Annotated in this window: 19 protein-coding genes; 17 read left to right on the top strand and 2 right to left on the bottom strand. The window is 36.8% G+C overall.

Annotated features, from left to right (window positions below; genetic code table 11):
- Nucleotide 1: 1 nt before the first annotated feature.
- Nucleotides 2-94 (top strand): IS3 family transposase, encoded by a 93-nt coding sequence (locus tag NGR58_RS04670; RefSeq protein ID WP_407077141.1) that lies wholly within the window; start codon nt 2-4, stop codon nt 92-94.
- A gap of 112 nt (nt 95-206) precedes the next feature.
- Here the strand turns inward: NGR58_RS04670 and NGR58_RS04665 are convergent, their stop codons facing one another.
- Entirely contained in the window at nt 207-956 is a 750-nt protein-coding gene (locus NGR58_RS04665) for an amino acid ABC transporter ATP-binding protein (protein WP_258088478.1), read from the bottom strand.
- A 3-nt stretch (nt 957-959) separates the two neighbouring features.
- Nucleotides 960-1,661 carry an amino acid ABC transporter permease gene (locus NGR58_RS04660; protein WP_075270476.1) on the bottom strand — a complete coding sequence of 234 codons (702 nt, stop codon included), beginning with the start codon at nt 1,659-1,661 and terminating at the stop codon, nt 960-962.
- A gap of 431 nt (nt 1,662-2,092) precedes the next feature.
- Here NGR58_RS04660 and NGR58_RS04655 point away from each other — a divergent pair, with 431 nt between their 5' ends.
- The 16 genes from NGR58_RS04655 (at nt 2,093) to NGR58_RS04580 (ending at nt 17,643) form a co-directional block, all read left to right on the top strand.
- The gene (locus NGR58_RS04655; protein ID WP_258088477.1) at nt 2,093-2,905 is read left to right on the top strand and encodes a transporter substrate-binding domain-containing protein; all 813 of its coding nucleotides are present in this window, start codon (nt 2,093-2,095) and stop codon (nt 2,903-2,905) included.
- Between the two features lie 83 nt (nt 2,906-2,988).
- Nucleotides 2,989-3,264, top strand: a complete 276-nt coding sequence (locus tag NGR58_RS04650; protein ID WP_258088476.1) for an acylphosphatase — start codon at nt 2,989-2,991, stop codon at nt 3,262-3,264.
- 96 nt (nt 3,265-3,360) lie between these two features.
- The gene (locus NGR58_RS04645; protein ID WP_258088475.1) at nt 3,361-4,257 is read left to right on the top strand and encodes a UbiA family prenyltransferase; all 897 of its coding nucleotides are present in this window, start codon (nt 3,361-3,363) and stop codon (nt 4,255-4,257) included.
- A gap of 258 nt (nt 4,258-4,515) precedes the next feature.
- A complete protein-coding gene (locus NGR58_RS04640; RefSeq protein WP_258088474.1) occupies nt 4,516-5,664 on the top strand; it encodes an AI-2E family transporter in 1,149 nt (382 codons plus the stop codon).
- A 106-nt stretch (nt 5,665-5,770) separates the two neighbouring features.
- A complete protein-coding gene (locus NGR58_RS04635; RefSeq protein WP_258088473.1) occupies nt 5,771-7,144 on the top strand; it encodes a glutamate--cysteine ligase in 1,374 nt (457 codons plus the stop codon).
- Entirely contained in the window at nt 7,122-7,364 is a 243-nt protein-coding gene (locus NGR58_RS04630; RefSeq protein ID WP_258088472.1) for a hypothetical protein, read from the top strand. The genes NGR58_RS04635 and NGR58_RS04630 overlap by 23 nt, the downstream gene beginning before the upstream one ends.
- Nucleotides 7,365-7,394: 30 nt before the next feature.
- The gene (locus NGR58_RS04625; protein ID WP_345791596.1) at nt 7,395-7,532 is read left to right on the top strand and encodes a hypothetical protein; all 138 of its coding nucleotides are present in this window, start codon (nt 7,395-7,397) and stop codon (nt 7,530-7,532) included.
- 204 nt (nt 7,533-7,736) lie between these two features.
- Nucleotides 7,737-9,086: an amino acid permease gene (locus NGR58_RS04620; RefSeq protein WP_258088471.1), complete on the top strand. Its 1,350-nt coding sequence runs from the start codon at nt 7,737-7,739 to the stop codon at nt 9,084-9,086.
- A gap of 69 nt (nt 9,087-9,155) precedes the next feature.
- On the top strand, nt 9,156-10,049 hold the full coding sequence (locus NGR58_RS04615) for an alpha/beta hydrolase (RefSeq protein WP_258088470.1): 894 nt from the start codon (nt 9,156-9,158) through the stop codon (nt 10,047-10,049).
- A gap of 14 nt (nt 10,050-10,063) precedes the next feature.
- Nucleotides 10,064-10,279, top strand: coding sequence for a hypothetical protein (locus tag NGR58_RS04610; RefSeq protein ID WP_075270467.1), 216 nt, complete (start codon nt 10,064-10,066; stop codon nt 10,277-10,279).
- On the top strand, nt 10,245-12,509 hold the full coding sequence (locus tag NGR58_RS04605; protein WP_258088469.1) for a peptide cleavage/export ABC transporter: 2,265 nt from the start codon (nt 10,245-10,247) through the stop codon (nt 12,507-12,509). Before NGR58_RS04610 ends, NGR58_RS04605 begins: the two co-directional genes overlap by 35 nt.
- A gap of 611 nt (nt 12,510-13,120) precedes the next feature.
- Complete coding sequence (locus tag NGR58_RS10270) at nt 13,121-13,414, top strand: LytTR family transcriptional regulator DNA-binding domain-containing protein (protein WP_407077144.1); 294 nt, start codon at nt 13,121-13,123, stop codon at nt 13,412-13,414.
- Between the two features lie 509 nt (nt 13,415-13,923).
- Entirely contained in the window at nt 13,924-14,103 is a 180-nt protein-coding gene (locus tag NGR58_RS04595) for a Blp family class II bacteriocin (RefSeq protein ID WP_258088467.1), read from the top strand.
- Nucleotides 14,104-14,253: 150 nt separating this feature from the next.
- Nucleotides 14,254-15,027, top strand: coding sequence for a (S)-acetoin forming diacetyl reductase (locus NGR58_RS04590; protein ID WP_258088466.1), 774 nt, complete (start codon nt 14,254-14,256; stop codon nt 15,025-15,027).
- 163 nt (nt 15,028-15,190) lie between these two features.
- Nucleotides 15,191-16,135, top strand: coding sequence for a YihY/virulence factor BrkB family protein (locus NGR58_RS04585; RefSeq protein WP_258088465.1), 945 nt, complete (start codon nt 15,191-15,193; stop codon nt 16,133-16,135).
- Between the two features lie 137 nt (nt 16,136-16,272).
- Nucleotides 16,273-17,643, top strand: coding sequence for an NAD-dependent succinate-semialdehyde dehydrogenase (locus NGR58_RS04580; RefSeq protein ID WP_258088464.1), 1,371 nt, complete (start codon nt 16,273-16,275; stop codon nt 17,641-17,643).
- Nucleotides 17,644-17,703 lie beyond the last annotated feature (60 nt).

Genomic DNA, 17,703 nt, shown 5'->3' with positions numbered 1-17,703 from the left:
TATCTATTACTACAATAATAAACGGATTAAAACAAAACTGGCCGGAAAAACTCCGGTTCAATACCGAAATCTTTCCGACCAGCTAGTTGCTTAAACTTCTCTCCAATTTTTGGGGTTCAGTTCAGGGAAATTAAATTTTCCCAATCCTTTTATGTTTAAAATTATATAGTATAAATGTCTTTCAAAATGCCTTTTGTTGCACTCACTTAATGCTCGTCTTGATCAAATTTAAAGGCATTCAAGAAGCGATGAATACGTGCCGTTGGTTTGTTAAAGAATTCATCTGGGGTACCATCGAAATCAATTTCACCATCTTCTAAGAACAACATCCGATCGGCTGCGTGACGGGCGAAATCCATATTGTGGGTCACAATAATCATTGATTGATTTTCTTGAGCTAAATTATTCAAGACACGTAGTACCTGTGCTTCAAGTTCAGGATCTAGGGCTGAAGTTGGTTCATCTAGTAGTAAATAATCAGGAGCCATCGCCATCGCACGAGCAATCGTAACACGCTGCGTTTGACCACCTGATAATTGATAAGGATAGCGGTTAGCCATGTCATCTAAGCCGACTGCTGACAATAGTTCATGAGCATGTTTGGTTGCGACTGTTTTTGATTGCTTTAGGACATGGACTGGAGCTTCAATCATATTACCCATAATCGTTAGATGATCAAACATACGGGGTTGTTGGAAAACCATCCCTGTTTTACGACGTACCCAAAGTAAGGTATCAGTCGTTACGGGTTCACTGAGATCGATTGTACGATCATCAATAGTATACTTTCCGCTGTCAGGATGCTCTAGTAAATTCAATGAACGTAACAATGTTGATTTTCCTGATCCAGATGGTCCAACAATCACTGTTGTTTCTTGTGGATTAAAAGTCACGTTAATGTCTTTTAATGCGTGATGCTCAGCATAATTTTTATCAATATGTTCTAATTTCAGCATGATTTACCTCTGATCTTTTACGAAACGGTCGGCCCAGCGTTGAATATAACGTTGGGGAATTGACAAAATAGTGACGAATAAAGCATAAATAACAGCTACTAGCAAGTACATCTTTAATGGTTCGAAGTTAACGGCAGCGAGTTGCTGAGATAGATAGAACATTTCAACTATCGTGACAACTGAAGCCAATGACGTATCCTTAACTAATGAAATGAACGAATTTGCTAGCGTTGGAATAGAAATACGAGTCGCTTGCGGTAAGATAATGCGCATAAAAATCTGCCGATCAGTCATTCCAAGAGCGGCAGCCGCTTCACGCTGTGTATCTGGAATGGAAGAAATTGACGCACGAATTGCTTCTGAAGCATACGCACCAGTGTTGAGTGATAGCACCCAAACAGCCGCAATCCAACCAGATGGCGACAACCAACTAATGCCTAATTTTGGTAAACCATAAAAGACCACGAATAATTGCACAAGCATTGGTGTTGACCGGAAAATCCAGACGTAAAACCATAGGATGAGTTTTAAGATTTGCCAACCGAGTTTACCGAGACCGGTGGCATGTGGCACGTATGAGCGTAAGACAGCTACGGTAGCTGCAATAACAACTGCAACCACAAAAGAAACTAATGCTAGTGGAATTGTGTACTTAATTCCAGCGACAATTAATTGTGGTGCATAAGTTGCAATGAATTCAAACATGAGCCTTCCTTTCAAAAAAGAGCACAAAAAAAGTGTTAAACAATCTCAGTCGTAAGATGCCTAACACGTTTTTGACGATTATTAAATTGGTGTACACCAAGATAACCTACCGCAAAAAACGCGTTAGGCTTTCACAAGTAACATAGTTATTTAATGTGATGTGAATCATAGTTATACTCCCTAAAATTGAAAATTTCGAATTACTAACTATTTTCATTCTAGGGGTGTTACTAATTAAATGCAAGTAAAAGTTTAAAATAACCGTGCAGTTGACAAAGGGATAAAGAGCGGGGTATGATTTGCGTCAGAAACTAAAAGGGGTGACGATAATGAGTTTGGGGATGCGATGTTAAATTAACAGATGTCGTTAGCGACAAATATTACGGGCAATGAATAATATTAATCAAACACATCAGTTAAGGAAATATAAAATGAATAAATATACAAAAATTGCAGCCATCGCAGCTGTTACGTTAATTACCGCAAGTAGTAGTGCTTATGCAGTTGTGCCAAGTGCATCTGATAAATCAGTACCTGCTTATCAAAAAAATCTTCACAAAAAAGGGACGTTGACAGTTGGTCTAGAAGGAACGTACTCACCATATTCGTATCGTGACAAATCTGGTAAATTAACTGGGTTTGAGGTTGATTTATCAAAAGCTGTTGCCAAGAAATTAGGCTTGAAAGTCAAATTTACACAAACAAAATTTGATTCATTAGTTGCCGGCTTAGATTCAAGAAAGTACGATGTTGTGTACAATAATATGGGAAAGACAAAGGAACGTACTAAAAAGTATGCTTTTGCCAAGCCATATATCTATACCAAGACAGTGATGATTACTAAAGCCGGATCAGACATCAAGACGGCAGCTGATTTGAAAGGTAAAAAGTCAGCTCAATCGGCATCGTCTAACTTTGGTCAGGCCGCTAAAAAGGCTGGTACCAATGTTGTATCAGTACCAGGATTTGCGGAAGCTATTGATTTAGTTAATTCAGGTAAGGCCGATGTGACGTTGAACTCACAGGATTCATGGGGCGTTTATAAAAAGGCTCATCCCGAGACAAAGTTAAAGGCGAAAGTGACGAAAACTTTGGATAACACGTCATCTTCACCAATGTTAAACAAGAAAGACAAGGCTTTAGCAAAGAAAATTACTAAAGCACAAAAACAATTGGCTAAAGATGGTACATTATCTGACCTTTCAGAGAAATACTTTGATTCAGATTTAACAAAGAAACCATAAATTCACGCTATAATGAGACTGGGACATGAGCAATGTGCCAGTCTTTTTCAAACTCTGATTTTTCTGTTATTGGAGGAATATAAATGTTAATTGCAAAGAAAATTATCGTACGTGGCCGAGTGCAAGGGGTTGGCTTTCGATACTCTACAAAAAATATTGCTGATAAATTAGGCATCCAAGGTAATGTATGGAATGAATCCGATGGTTCCGTGCATATTGAGGCTCAAGCAGAAAGTGATGCGATGTCGGATTTTATTTCAAAGATTAGTATGTCGCCATCACCATATGCCCGAATAGATTCAGTTGATAGTAAAGATATACCAGTAAATGAACATTTGCATCGTTTTAGAGCATTATAATTGCATAAGTAGGTAATCAGTCGACGTTGTTGCATTGCGCGACTGATTTTTTTCGTGTAAGCTGAGATGTCGAGAGTTTTTAGGAGGTTATGGTAGATGAGTATTAAAACATGGTTGAAATTCGTGGAAATTCAATCATTGGTTGCTAGTGCATTACCATTGGTTTTGGGTAATTTATATGCTGCAATCACATATCAAGAATTTCATACGGGATATGCAATAGTTTTCGCGATTGTTGTCCTAGCTTTGCAAATGGTTGCTAATGTTTGGAATAATATACAAGACTTTAAATCAGCAACCAGTGAGGAGTGGAAGAACGGTGTCAATAACATCATTGGTAAGGGTGGTATTTCACAACGTCAAGGTTGGATAACCTTACTGGTGTTGGCATTGATTGCTGCGGTTGGTGGATTATGGTTAGCGACACAAACAGGTTGGCCCTTGTTAATCATGGGATTAATTGGATTTTGGGTTGTTTATTGGTATGCTGGTACCCCGTTGCCTTTGTCACGCACGCCATTCGGTGAATTAGCGTCAGGGCTAACGATGGGATATCTCATCTTTTTGAGTGCAACTTATGTAAATATTGCGCCAACTTTCAACGGTGAACTCGTCTTTAAGGCTATTATTGCTTCAGCGATTGCCTGGTTTGCAATTGGCGATATCATGTTTGCCAATAATATCGGTGATTACGATGAAGACGTTGCAGAAGGACGGCACACATTAGCTTGGTACTTAGGTAAGAATCGTGCAGTTAAAGCGTTTGGTTGGGTTTACATTGCCGGCTATGTGATGCTGATTATTGCAGTGATTGCCGGAATTTTGCCTTGGCTATCATTGGTTGCCTTAGTATCGTTCCCAATTGTGATGAAAAATGTTAAAGCATTTCAAGCAAATCCAATCAAACCTAATTTTCCATATGCTATTAAAAATGCTGTAGTCATTTCAGTAACGTTAGCAATTGGTTTGATTCTGGCTTTAATTTTTAATTAGTAGTAATGCATTTTGACGATAAAGTAATTCGTCAGAATGCTTTTTTTATGGTCAATGAAGTTACTCTTTGCAAGCAGTAATGGCTTGATGATGTGCCTTGTGGATAAAGTGTGTAAAACTTTTTCGATTATTAAGTTAAACTGAATTATATAGTTACAAAATTCACAAATAAAAACATATTTATTTAAATAATGACGGGAAATTTATGATTGCCTAATATCTGTTATAATTAGAAAAAAATGAAAGTGAGGGTCTGAAGTGTTAGAACACGTCAAACGATCGAAAACATTATTTTGGACAATTGAATTATTAGCCGTTGCGCTATTAGTTTTGATCGTTGCACAATTACGCTTTATTCTAGAACCAATTGGTCAATTTATTGGTGCTGTTTTTGTCCCATTAATTATTTCAGGATTTTTATATTACATCTTAAATCCGGTGGTTGGGGCGCTGCAAAAGGTGCCATTAAGTAAGACGAGGCATGTTAGCCGTGGCTGGGCTATTACCATTGTTATGTTGCTATTATTAAGTATTTTGGTAGCCTTGTTACTAACATTATTACCTGCCTTAGTTGATCAAATCGCTAGTTTGGTAAAGAATATTCCGATATTAGTAGATACAATTCAACATTGGGCTAACCAGATTAGTCAAATTAATTTCTCTAAAGAGTATGGTATTGATTTTAATCTTGATAAGCTACAACAAGAAGTGCAGAATATTGGGAAAACCGTCGTATCAGGTATGGCAACTAGTTTAAGCGCGGTGATTGCCAAGTTAACTGGTTTCACGGTGACAGCGATTACCGTGCCAGTAATGACAATTTACATGTTAAATGATGGTCATAAACTGGCACCCTTTATTCAGAAAGTCTTTCCAAGTAAACAACAAGCAAGGATTTCTGACATATTAGGGCGATTAAATCAAACACTTGCGCAATACATTAGTGGTCAAGTCTTAGAGATGATTTTTGTTGGTGTATTTACAGCTGTTGGTTACTTTATGATCGGTCAAAAATATGCTTTGTTGTTAGGCGTCTTTGCTGGTATAACCAATATGATTCCATATGTTGGTCCCTATATTGGTTTGGTTCCGGCATTGTTTGTTGCTCTAACAGATTCATTCTGGCAAGCAATCTGGGTCATCGTTGTTGTGTTGATTGTGCAACAGGTTGACAGTAATTTAATTTATCCACGTGTCATGGGGGCATCTTTGCATGTTCATCCACTGACTATTATTGTTTTGTTATTAGCTGCTGGTAATATAGCCGGCATTGCAGGCATGATTTTAGCAGTGCCATTTTATGCGGTTATTCGGACGGTGATTGTTTATACTTGGCAGCTTTGGCAGGTACAGCAGATGCCTGAAGTAGATACAGAAAAGACTATAATAGATGAAGAGACAATTTAATTAATAATATTCTTTAAAAAATAATAAGGTATGGCTCTGGTGTATGGTAGTTTACCATGAACAGAGCTTTTCCTATTTGAGGACAGATAATTGAGAGGCATCACGTATGGTAGCTAATTTAAAATTAGGAGAACTAGTCGATAAGTATAATTTATATGCAGAACTTATTGATGGTAAATTTGGCATTGAACTTGAGACTCATCGGGTAACAAGAAAAGGTCGGCTAAGTCGTGTCAATCATTCAATAAAATTAGGTTCGAGACAAATTCATCCTTATCTACAAACTGACTATAGTGAGACACAGGCTGAGCTGGTGACAGAGGCTGTGGGTTCATTTGAGGAAGCCCGTGATCGTTTACTACAATTACAGTGGATTTTACGGAGCTATATGGCAGATGATGAGTCGGTCTGGCCATTGAGTATGCCACCTCAATTAAAGAAAGACGATCTCCAATGGTTGGATGAAACTTTTGAGAGAACTTGGGTTCAAGACTATCGTGATTGGTTATTGCATAAATATGGGTCTACGCATGAAATTATGACAGGTGTACACCTTAATTATTCATTGTCAGATGGCTTATTGCAGCACTTATTTGAAGCCAGTGATCGAACTGATTTTAAAGAATTTAAAAACGACGTTTATTTTCACATTGCGCGTCAAATTGTTGCTCATAGTTGGTTCTTTAATTATTTATTTGGTGCAGCGCCATTCAATTTAAATGATTCCGACTCAAGAACGCCACAATTCACCAAGCCAGTCCGTTCATTACGGACAAGTGAGTATGGTTTTGTTAATGATCAAGGGGAAAAGGTAGCTTATGATAGCGATTATGTTGATCATCAGCGACGAATCGAACAACTGATATCACAAGGTAAATTGTTCTCGGAACATGAAATATATGGCCCCGTCCGATTTAAGCGTAAAACAGATGGTGATGACGAAATCGACTACTTAGAAATCCGCATTTTGGATACGAATCCATTCGATATTGCTGGTGTTTCTGAAAATGATTTAAACTTGATCCATTTATTATTAATTTATTTCCTGATTAGTGACGATGAATTAACTGAAGACAGCCTTCAAAGTAATGAGAATTTAGCAAATGATGTTTCACTACAGCAACCGACAGAAAACTTAGTTAATAAAAAAGATGCATTAGCAATTATGCAAGACATTTCGCAATTAGCTGATCATTTTGGTATGAGGTTTAATGATGGCCTGTCATTAATTACGGATCGTGTGTTAACACCAACTAAAACACCAGCTGCCAAGATGATTGCAGAAGCGCCTAGTGTGACTGACATGCAAACATGGGCAACAAAGCTTGGTAATGAACGGACAGATTATTTTAAAACACATAAAAAAGAATTATTTAGAGCTTACTTCGGTGAGGGCGATCTTGCGCAGGTTGTTCATGATGGCATCGTCACTGGCATACGTGTATTGGATTTTGATTGTGAGAAGACAGCATCCGTTTGATTTTGAAAAATGGGATAAATATTTAGCTGAAGCTGAGGGAGTACCCGTGCCTTGGATAGCAGGTGACCATATGACAACTCATCCAAGTTACGATAGCCGGATGATAGCTTTAGCGCAGGCTTTTGAATGGTCTGATTTTTATGATCAAAATTTTGATCGGACATTACATCAAAAAGACCATGATCAGTTATTAGAAGAAAATGTTGAGATGATCGCATGAACGAGCCATGATTTTCGTGAGTTACGTGCTGTGACATCAGTAGTTATTCATGGTGAGGTTCGATTAGAAGGTATGTGGGCAGCGATGCTAGAAAAAGGTATTTTACGTCGCTTGCTAAAGAGATTACACGCACAAATACCAGAAGACTTTCCAGGTCCCAATTATTAAAGACGTTTAAGCGCCTAAATTGTCCATTATTTTTGGTTAATTTAGGCGCTTAAAGCTTTTGAGGCTGCTTATTTTTTAGAAAAAATGAAAGATAAATTTAATTCTAGTTTTGAAAAATTTGAAAATTCTTATATACTAGTTAATATGTTCGCAAGAGATTCAGCAAAGTAGTATGAAGTATTTAATAAAAAAGGAAGTGTGAAGATGTCACAACAAAAAGGTTCCCCTCAGAAACTGGAAAGAGGGTTGACTGGCCGTCATGTTGAGATGATTGCCTTGGGAGGAACGATTGGTACTGGACTGTTCCTGGGAGCAGGTCGATCCATCAGTGCGGCAGGACCTGCCATTTTACTGGTCTACATTATTGTTGGGCTTTTTATGTTTTGGATGATGCGCGCGCTGGGTGAGTTGTTACTAACTGACCCTAATCGAGCGACCTTTGTCGGATTTATTGAAAAATATGTTGGGCCTAAAGCAGGGTTCGTTATTGGCTGGACTTACTGGATTGGCTGGATCACCATTGCCATGGCAGAATTAACGGCTGTTGGAAATTATATGAACTTCTGGTTTCCTAATGTACCCATCTGGATATGGGAATTAGGATTCCTAGCCGTCTTATATGGTATTAATATCATTGCTGTTGCTGCTTTTGGTGAAACAGAGTTTTGGTTCTCGATGATCAAGATTATTGCCATATTGGCGATGATTGCTACTGGTGTGATTATGATGGTCTTACATACAAAGACTTCCTCAGGGGTCACGTCTATTAGTAATTTATGGCAACATGGTTTTGTTGCCCATGGTGGTCGTCACTTGTTATCGGCATTTCAAATGGTATTTTTTGCTTTCTTAGGAATTGAATTTGTTGGTATGACTGCTGCAGAAGCACAAGACCCTTATAAGAATATTCCGAAGGCAATTAATTCGATCATTATGCGAATCTTAATTTTCTATGTCGGTGCATTGATAGCTATTATGTGTATTCAACCATGGACGAATTATAGTGCCGGTGAATCACCATTCGTACAAGTGTTTGCAGGTATTGGTGTGACAGGGGCAGCAGGAATTATTAATTTTGTTGTTTTGACTGCAGCAGCATCGTCATTAAACAGTGCCATCTTTACAACTGGGCGTATGTTATTTTCATTATCAGAAGGTAAAGGATATGCAGGTCAATTAAATAGGCGTTATATCCCATTTAATGCGATTAACATTTCAACAGCACTCATTGCATTAGCAGTTGTGTTGAATTTCTTCTTCCCAGCTAATGCCTTTGATTTAGTGACGTCAGTTGCATCGGCAGCCTTTGTTGTTATGTATGCTGTCTTAGTATATGCTCATGTGAAGTATCGTAAATCACCGGACTTCAAAAATGGCAAACAATTGTTTAAAATGCCTGGTGCACCAGTTACGAATTATCTAACTATCGCATTTTTGATTGGTATTTTCTTAATTTTGTTATTTACGCCGGATACCATGCCAACAACTGTTTTGGCAATCGCTTGGTTCGTGATAATGATTATTATAAGTTTGCGAATAAAGAGTAAAAAATAGTGTATGATGAAAGGATAGTTGTGTAGGCAATTATCCTTTTTTATTTAAGAGAGATTTTAGGGGGTTAATATGGCAGAGAGATTTATTGATCGTGATTATAAACGGACGGTCGCAAAAACAGATTATATTGAAAAACAATGGCAAGATGTGCCTTACATGGCGGGTGCTCGTCATGATTTAGACATTTACTTACCAAATGAGGGCCAAGGACCTTTTCCGGTAATTGTGGATGTCTTTGGTGGTGGACTAGTTTTTGGTGATAAGAGTTCACACAAGCTTGAACCAGCGCTAAGACTTTTGGATAGAGGATATGCTGTTGCTAGTGTGTCATACACTTTAATTCAAGATGCAGATTTTCCAACGCAGATTTATGAAATCAAAGCTGCTATTCGTTTTTTGCGTGCTCACGCTGACGAGTATCAACTAGATATGGATCATGTTGCCCTAATGGGAGAGTCTTCAGGGGCTCATTTAGCATTATTGACAGGTGTTACAGCATCAGCCAATACTATGTTCAATCATGATTTTGGGGAAGCTGCTAGTGAATCTGAAAAGGTAAATGCAATTATCTCTTTGTATGGTCCATACGAATTTGATAAGTTTTCAGAGCAATTTGAGGAAAGTGGCGTTACACCTAAGTATCCGGAGACTGGAACAGCAGAATCCTTTGAAGGGCAGATGTTTAAGCAACGAGCTCCCAAAGATGTGCCAGATAAAGTGAAGGAATATAATCCAGCAACATATTTCAGTACCGTAATGCCACCAATATTGGCATTTGCAGGAACCGCTGACTTTGTTGTACCATACCAACAGACGGTGAATATGATAGCAGCTGCCCGTGAAGTGGTCAGTGATGACCGAGCAGAAATCCATATCGTGGATGGCACAGGTCACGGACCGGATGCTTATATGACACCCGAAAACACAGAAATAAAGGCTAATTTTTTAAAGAAATGGCTGTAAATTGAGGTTATATAATGATAGGTGCTTTTGGAAAAACATTTTTTCGAGCAACACCACGACAACTGTTTGTACAGCTAATGATTGATATATTGTGGTATTTAATTTTTAAACCCACGGATTCATTTTCGGTATGGGTCTATATTATTATCTTACCGGGATTTGATCTAATATCGGCAGTTGGTAGTTTTTGGAACTATGTTAAAGATAACAAACCTGAAGAAAATAAATAATGTTTCACATGGAACATTTTATAGTAAAGCAGATGATTCTTTTAAAGAGTCATCTGCTTTTTTAACGTTAAATAATAAAAAGTGGACGGTTAAAATTATTTTTAATAGGGGTAATAAAAGGGCTTTAGGATGTATATATGTGGGAAGGAGGTTGTTTAATTTGAAATGGGGTAGATATTATGTTGCACAGATTGATGAATCAGATTGTGGTGTAGCTGCTCTAGCGATGATATTTAAATATTATGGTAGTACGATACCATTGTTTAAATTAAGAAAATTAACGCAAACATCGCTTGAGGGAACGACTATTTGGGGGATTATAAGGGCATCTAGCAAGTTAAAAATTTCTGCAAAAGCAATACAAGCATCGAAACATCTTTTTCAAGACAGAGAAATTTCTTATCCTTTTATCGTACATGTTCAGAAAAATCAAGAGTTATTACACTACTACGTTGTTTTAGATGTTAAGAATGATAAGGTAACTATCGCTGATCCGGATGAAGATATTGGTATAGTACATATGTTAAAAAAAGATTTATTAGCAGAGTGGACTGGTGTAGCCATACTTTTTGAAAAAGCAAAAGATTACCATCGTATTGTAGAAAAGCCGCTATCATTATGGCAATTTCAGAAATTAATTGTTGAAAAAAAGCATCTATTAGTGCCTATTTTTTTATCAGTTGTATTTATTACTTTTTTAGAATTGATTAGTGCTTACTTTTTTCAGAATCTTATTGATTCTTTTATTCCTAAAAAATTAATTACTGAGATGACTATTATCTCAATTGGGTTAATTATTGGTCATGTATGTTCAAGTATATCAATGTACCTGAATCAGAGCCTAATTCTAAAGTTAGAACGTAATATTTCAAAGAACATCATAATGATGTATATAAAACATGTTTTTCATTTGCCAATAAACTTTTTTATTAATAAAACTAACGGTGATATTATTTCTAGATTCCAAGATACCGAGAAAATCGTTACAGCAATATCATCTTGTTACGTTGTCGGTATAATGCAGTCAAGCATTTTCTTTGCTCTTGGGATAATTTTAGCATTGCAAAATATACATCTTTTTGGTGTTTCTGTAATTAGTATACCGATATACGTGATGATTATTATTATGTTTGTAAGACCTTTTGAAAGGCAAAATAAAAATGTGATGGCAGCAAGTGAAACAGTTACTTCTGAACTGATTAGTGACTTTTCATGTATGGAACTTATTAAGTCGATGAATTGGACGGATGTAGTTTTGCACAAAAGTAATATTAAGCTAGAAAAGCTATTAAACTCAACGCAAAAATTTATGAAAATGGATCAAATTCAAAAGACATTAAAAGAATTAGTTGATCATATTTTAGAAATTATGGTGTTGATGATCGGTGCCCATGAAGTATTCGCACAACGTATTAGTCTAGGTGAATTAGTGGCATTTAATACATTGTTGTGCTATTTTATGAATCCGTTACAGGACATTGTCGGATTACAATCTAAAATACAATCTGCTAAGGTTGCTCTTAATCGTCTAAATGAAGTTTTATCTGTACCGCAAGAGAAATTAAAAGGGGACAGTTTACATCATAAAAATACTGATGCAGATATTAAAGTGGAAAATGTTTACTTTGGTTATGGGGATGGGAAAGTAGTTCTTGCGAACATTTCTTGTTCAATTCTACGACAACAAAAAGTTTTATTGCAGGGGCAAAGTGGTTGTGGAAAGTCGACTTTTGCAAAGTTATTGGCGGGTTTCTTAACATGTCATAATGGTCGAATTATTGTTGGTGAACAAGATATAAAAAATTTGAATCCAGTAGAATGGCGAAAACATGTGTTATATGTACCTCAGATACCATATATATTTAATACAACGATATTTGAAAACCTTTTGATGGACTGTTCAAGAAAAATTAGCGATGACAAGATCAAGACAGTATGTGAATTGGTTGGATTAGATGAGGTTATCAATCAATTGCCTTTGGGATTAGATACGGTTATAGGTGAACATGGATCAAAATTATCTGGTGGCCAAAAGCAGCGCCTTTGTTTGGCCAGGGCATTATTAACAGATGCTGAAGTTTTAATATTAGATGAAGTGACTAGTAGTTTGGATTTTATTTCAGAAGAACAAATTATAAAAAACATTTGTAATTTAACTAAGAAAACGGTTATTATCATCACCCATCGTTTAGAGGTAGCGAAATATGTTGATCAGATAATTAAAATATGACGAGTAAATTGAGGCAAGCGATAATGTATAAATTTACTGAATCTGTGTCTTTTTTAGCATATAAGGAAGATATGAAACTAAACTAGGTTTAAATTATTAGGTATAAAAAGATTAAGAACTAGTGGCGGAGGATAGATGGTGCTAGAAATAATAATATTAGAAGATAGTCAACATCAACTAACTTGGATATCTAATTTTATTAAGCGGTATACGGAATTTGAAGAATTAGATACCAGCATTAAGCTTGTGACAAGTGATGTTCGAAGTATCAAAAAATTTGTGAAAATGAGTAATCATCAGAATATTTTGTTCTTTTTAAATGCAGAATCGCTAGCTAATGATTTTAATATTATTGAATTAGGCAAGTATATTAGGCATTGGTTACCACTGGCTAGTCTTGTTTTTATTAATGGGCATGAAAAATTGTCAACGCTAATATTAGAACATCGGTTAAGCCCCCTGGACTGCATTTCTAAAAATAAAAGTTTTGATGAGATAGAAGAATCGATTCGGGAAGATATTAATATTGCTTTGGGTTTAGTTGTTAGTCATATGAAAAACAATCCAGAAAAATTCGTTTATAATTGCATGCGCGCTACTATGATATTCCAATGTCAGAAGTCCTTTACGTTGCTTCTAAACCCAATCATGTTAACCGTGTTGTGCTTTATGCTAAAAATAAAATTATTGAAATTAATGATTCACTATCTAGTATCGAAAAAAGGCACAAAAATTTATTTCGGTCGCATAAAGGATTTGTTATTAATTTAATGTCAGTTAGTTATTTTGATATTCGGCTTAATCGTGTCTATTTTGATGTTGAAAACCAAATATGGTGTCCATTATCTGTCCGAAAAAAGCAAAATTTTAAGAAAGCTTGGCAGCGAATCAATGGGTTAAATTAACGGTTAATAGTAAAAATACAACGGTAAATTAAAGTTCATCTAAATCTTTAAAGAATGTATATCATTATTTATAGCAAAGGAGGTGAATATTTATAATATATCGATTGTAACAACGGTATATTAGAAGTCATCATGTTTTTTTCTAAAAAATATATGCCATTAATACCGGTGCATTGTATATTGTTAATCAATGCCATTGAAGTTATTGATTTATGCTCAACAAACCAATTTAATATTCAGGATACTTTTACAACTTATATTGTCTTGGCATCGGCTTTAATTTTAGAATGTTGGATTTATCGTAAAATCAAAAATGGTATTTAATCGATACGCCTTTTCATGTCTTAAGTGTCTTACTATATATTGAATAAACAGGACTTTTTTACTTTATATATTTCTGAGTATTGGCAGTTAACAAAACTTTATTCAGTATAAAGTTATTTTTCTTTTCATAGTAAGACCTTAGGCTACGATTTATATATTGCTAATAGTGACTGGAGGAGAGTCTAATGAAGGAACAATACAAAGAATTAACACAACAGGAAACAATGTTTGTTATTGGTGGTAAGAAGAAAAACGTTGCAAAATGCTATGCAGGTACGTTAGGTCATGCATTGGTAGGATCAGTAGCTGGGCCTGTAGGATACTGGGGTGGTGCATTAATAGGATATGCTAAATATTGTCATTAGTATCTAAAAAAAGAACCGTTTAATTAGTTTTAACTACCACTAATTAAACGTTTTTTTATTCCAGTTAAGTTAATTGTGGAACTATTAACAAACAGAAGAATTTATGCTAAACTATAGTTGTTTCAAATAATACTACTGGAGGAATTCGTAATGACAAAGAAAGTCGCAATGGTTACTGGTGGTGCACAAGGTATTGGTGAAGCAATTGTTCGTCGCCTTAGCGCAGATGGATTTGCAGTCGCAGTCGCTGATTTGAACGAGGCAAAGAGTAAAGAAGTTGCAGATGATATCGAAAAGAACGGTGGATCTGCAATGGCAGTCAAGGTAGATGTTTCTGATCGTGATGGTTTCTTTGCAGCGGTTAAAGAAGTTGCTGACAAATTAGGTAGCTTTGATGTGCTAGTTAATAATGCTGGTCTTGGTCCTACGACACCAATTGATACAATTACTCCTGAATTGTTTGATAAGGTTTATCATATTAATGTTGCTGGAGATATTTGGGGTATCCAAGCAGCAGTTGAACAATTTAAGAAGCAGGGTAACGGGGGAAAGATCATCAACGCAACTTCACAAGCTGGTGTTGTTGGTAATCCAAATCTTGCTTTGTATAGTAGTACTAAGTTTGCGGTACGTGGTCTAACGCAAGTGGCCGCACGTGATTTGGCTGAGGAGAACATTACAGTTAATGCTTATGCACCTGGTATTGTTAAGACACCAATGATGTTTGATATTGCCCATGAAGTTGGTAAGAACGCGGGTAAGGATGACGAATGGGGTATGCAAACATTTGCGAAGGACATTGCAATGAAGCGTTTGTCAGAGCCAGAAGATGTGGCTGCTGCAGTAGCCTTCCTTGCTGGACCAGATTCAAACTACATTACGGGTCAAACTATTGAAGTTGATGGTGGTATGCAATTCCACTAATGAATAATTAATTTAAATTTTAAACTGATGATAAATCATTATATAGATTTGTCGTCAGTTTTTATTTTATTAGAAATGGTATGTAAATATCATAACTTAGTATTTGCTATCTACATCAAACATTGAGATACTGGGTGTATATTTAGCGAAGGAGGGAGTAAGCATGCGACAAATTCTTGTTGATGTTCACCGCCTAACAAAGAAATTTCAGATTGAACAATTCCAAACGTTTTTGAAACGCGGAAATCTCAAAATGGTGGGGCCAACTATTACATATTATGCCTTATTGTCGATGGTTCCTATTTTGATGAGTGTTGGTGCGGTTGCCAGTTTAGCAGGGTTGAGTGCGAACGACTTAATAACATTACTTTCGGAACAGCTTCCAAGTAATATTATGTCGATTTTAGAACCAATTATTAAATCAGTCCTAAAAGGTGGCGTCGGAATTTTGTCATTTTCAATTGTGACAACGATTTGGGCAGCGAGTTCAGTACTAGCAATTATTCGTAAATCATTTAATGCTGTGTATGATGTACCAGAACGGGTCAGTGGTTTACTGACACGTGTATTTAGTTTCTTATGGCTATTGGTTATTCTGGTGTCAGCGGTTGTTGTAATCGTTGTTAGTGCATTTCTACCAGCGATTATTGCGGCGATTCCAGGTATCGGATGGCTAGAATTTATCACGAAACAACGTTGGCTGATTACTCTAGCGGGTCTTTGGGTGATGATGTGTGTATTCAATGCTGCGTTACCAGCTAAAAGAATTGCATTAAAACCGCTGATCATTGGATCGGGTATTGAAGTTGTTTTGATGATCATTTTGAACTATTCATTTGGGTGGTATGCGCAATTTACTGTAAAAAATGTTGGTTTTTATCAATCATTAGGATCATTGCTTGTGCTAATTGTCTATTTGAATTTAATTGGAACAATTATGGTGATTGGTCAGATTTTGATTGCCTGGTTAGAAGGTCTTTTTGCTACTAGTTTGAATCCGGAAGACCCTGTGCCAACGGCTGCTAAACGTCCGGCAGCCCAACGGCGCCCAGACGGTAATTTACGAAAAATCACAAGCGGTAACCGTCATCGAAAAAAGCGCCGTTAAAGGCTTGGTTGTGATTTTTTAAACATAAAAACATCTTCTTTGTGAAATTTTTTTAAGCGCTTTTTTAGTCGATTAGCGTTATAATGATGGCGTAGCATGGATTGCTACTGATTGTCGTTTATACAAAGGGGGATATTATGGCATATAAAACAACCTATCCATATACTGGGGAAGTCTTACAGGAATATGATAATGCAACTGAAGCAGATTTAGAGCAAGCGCTAGCAACTGGTCACGCTTTATATAAAAAATGGCGTGGTACATCTGTTAGTGATCGTGCAGCAACATTACAGAAAATTGCTGATGCAATTGTGTCACACAAAGAAGAATTAGCTAAGGCAATGACTTATGACATGGGGAAGTTATTAACTGAGGCCGAAGGTGAAGTCGACTTGTGTGCAAGTATTGTTTCTTATTATGCAAAAAAGGGTGAGGAATTCATGGCCGACACACCTGTCGAATCACCAGCAGGAAATGCACACTATGTTAAGCAATCAACTGGTGTCATTGTTGCGGTTGAACCATGGAACTTCCCACTATATCAAGTTGTGCGTGTCTTTGCACCAAACTTTATTGTTGGTAATCCAATGATTTTGAAGCATGCGTCAATTTGTGCCAAGTCAGCCCAATTATTTGCTGATTTAGTCATTGAAGCCGGTGCGCCAGAGGGAGCTTTGACTAATTTGTTTATCGATTATGACTTAGTAGCTAAGGCTATTCATGATCCACGTGTCGCAGGTGTTTGCTTGACGGGTTCTGAACGTGGTGGTGCAGCCGTTGCCAAAGAAGCCGGTGAGGCATTAAAGAAGTCAACGCTTGAACTTGGTGGTAATGACGCATTCATTATTTTAGATGATGCGGATTGGGATGAAGTTAAGGCAGTTGCGCCAGGTGCACGTTTGTACAATGCAGGACAAGTTTGCACATCATCAAAGCGGTTCATTGTTTTGGCTGATAAGTTCGATGAGTTTATCGATATTCTAAAAGATGGTTTCTCAAAGGCTAAGGTAGGAGATCCAATGGATCCTGAAACTGACGTGGCGCCATTATCATCTAAGAGTGCGCAAGAGAAACTACAGAAACAAGTTGATAGTGCTGTTGCTGGTGGAGCGACGTTAGTTTATAGTCAAGAGCCGGTTGAAGGGGATGGTTTCTTCTTCCAACCAACTATATTGACAAATATTACTAAGGATAATCCAATTTACAATCAAGAATTGTTTGGTCCAGTTGCTGAAGTTTACAAGGTTAATTCAGAAGAAGAGGCCATTGCATTGGCTAATGATTCAAGTTATGGTCTTGGTAACACTGTCTTCTCAAGTGATATCGACCATGCACAACGTGTCGCCGAACAAATTGAGACAGGTATGTCATTCATTAATTCAGGATGGACATCATTACCTGAACTGCCATTTGGTGGTGTTAAAAACTCGGGATACGGTCGTGAGCTAAGTGAATTAGGATTGAATGCGTTCGTTAACGAGCATTTGATTTTTGAACCAACTAAGTAAATGAAGCTAATTAACAGTAAAGGAGCATGCTCAGATGAACATGCTCCTTTTTTATTATTA

The organism is Weissella fangxianensis, from assembly GCF_024718545.1.
In the GTDB taxonomy this organism is placed as follows: Bacteria; Bacillota; Bacilli; order Lactobacillales; family Lactobacillaceae; genus Weissella; species Weissella fangxianensis.
Note: the sequence above shows the minus strand (reverse complement) of the source record. Positions and strands in the feature narration are given on the sequence as shown.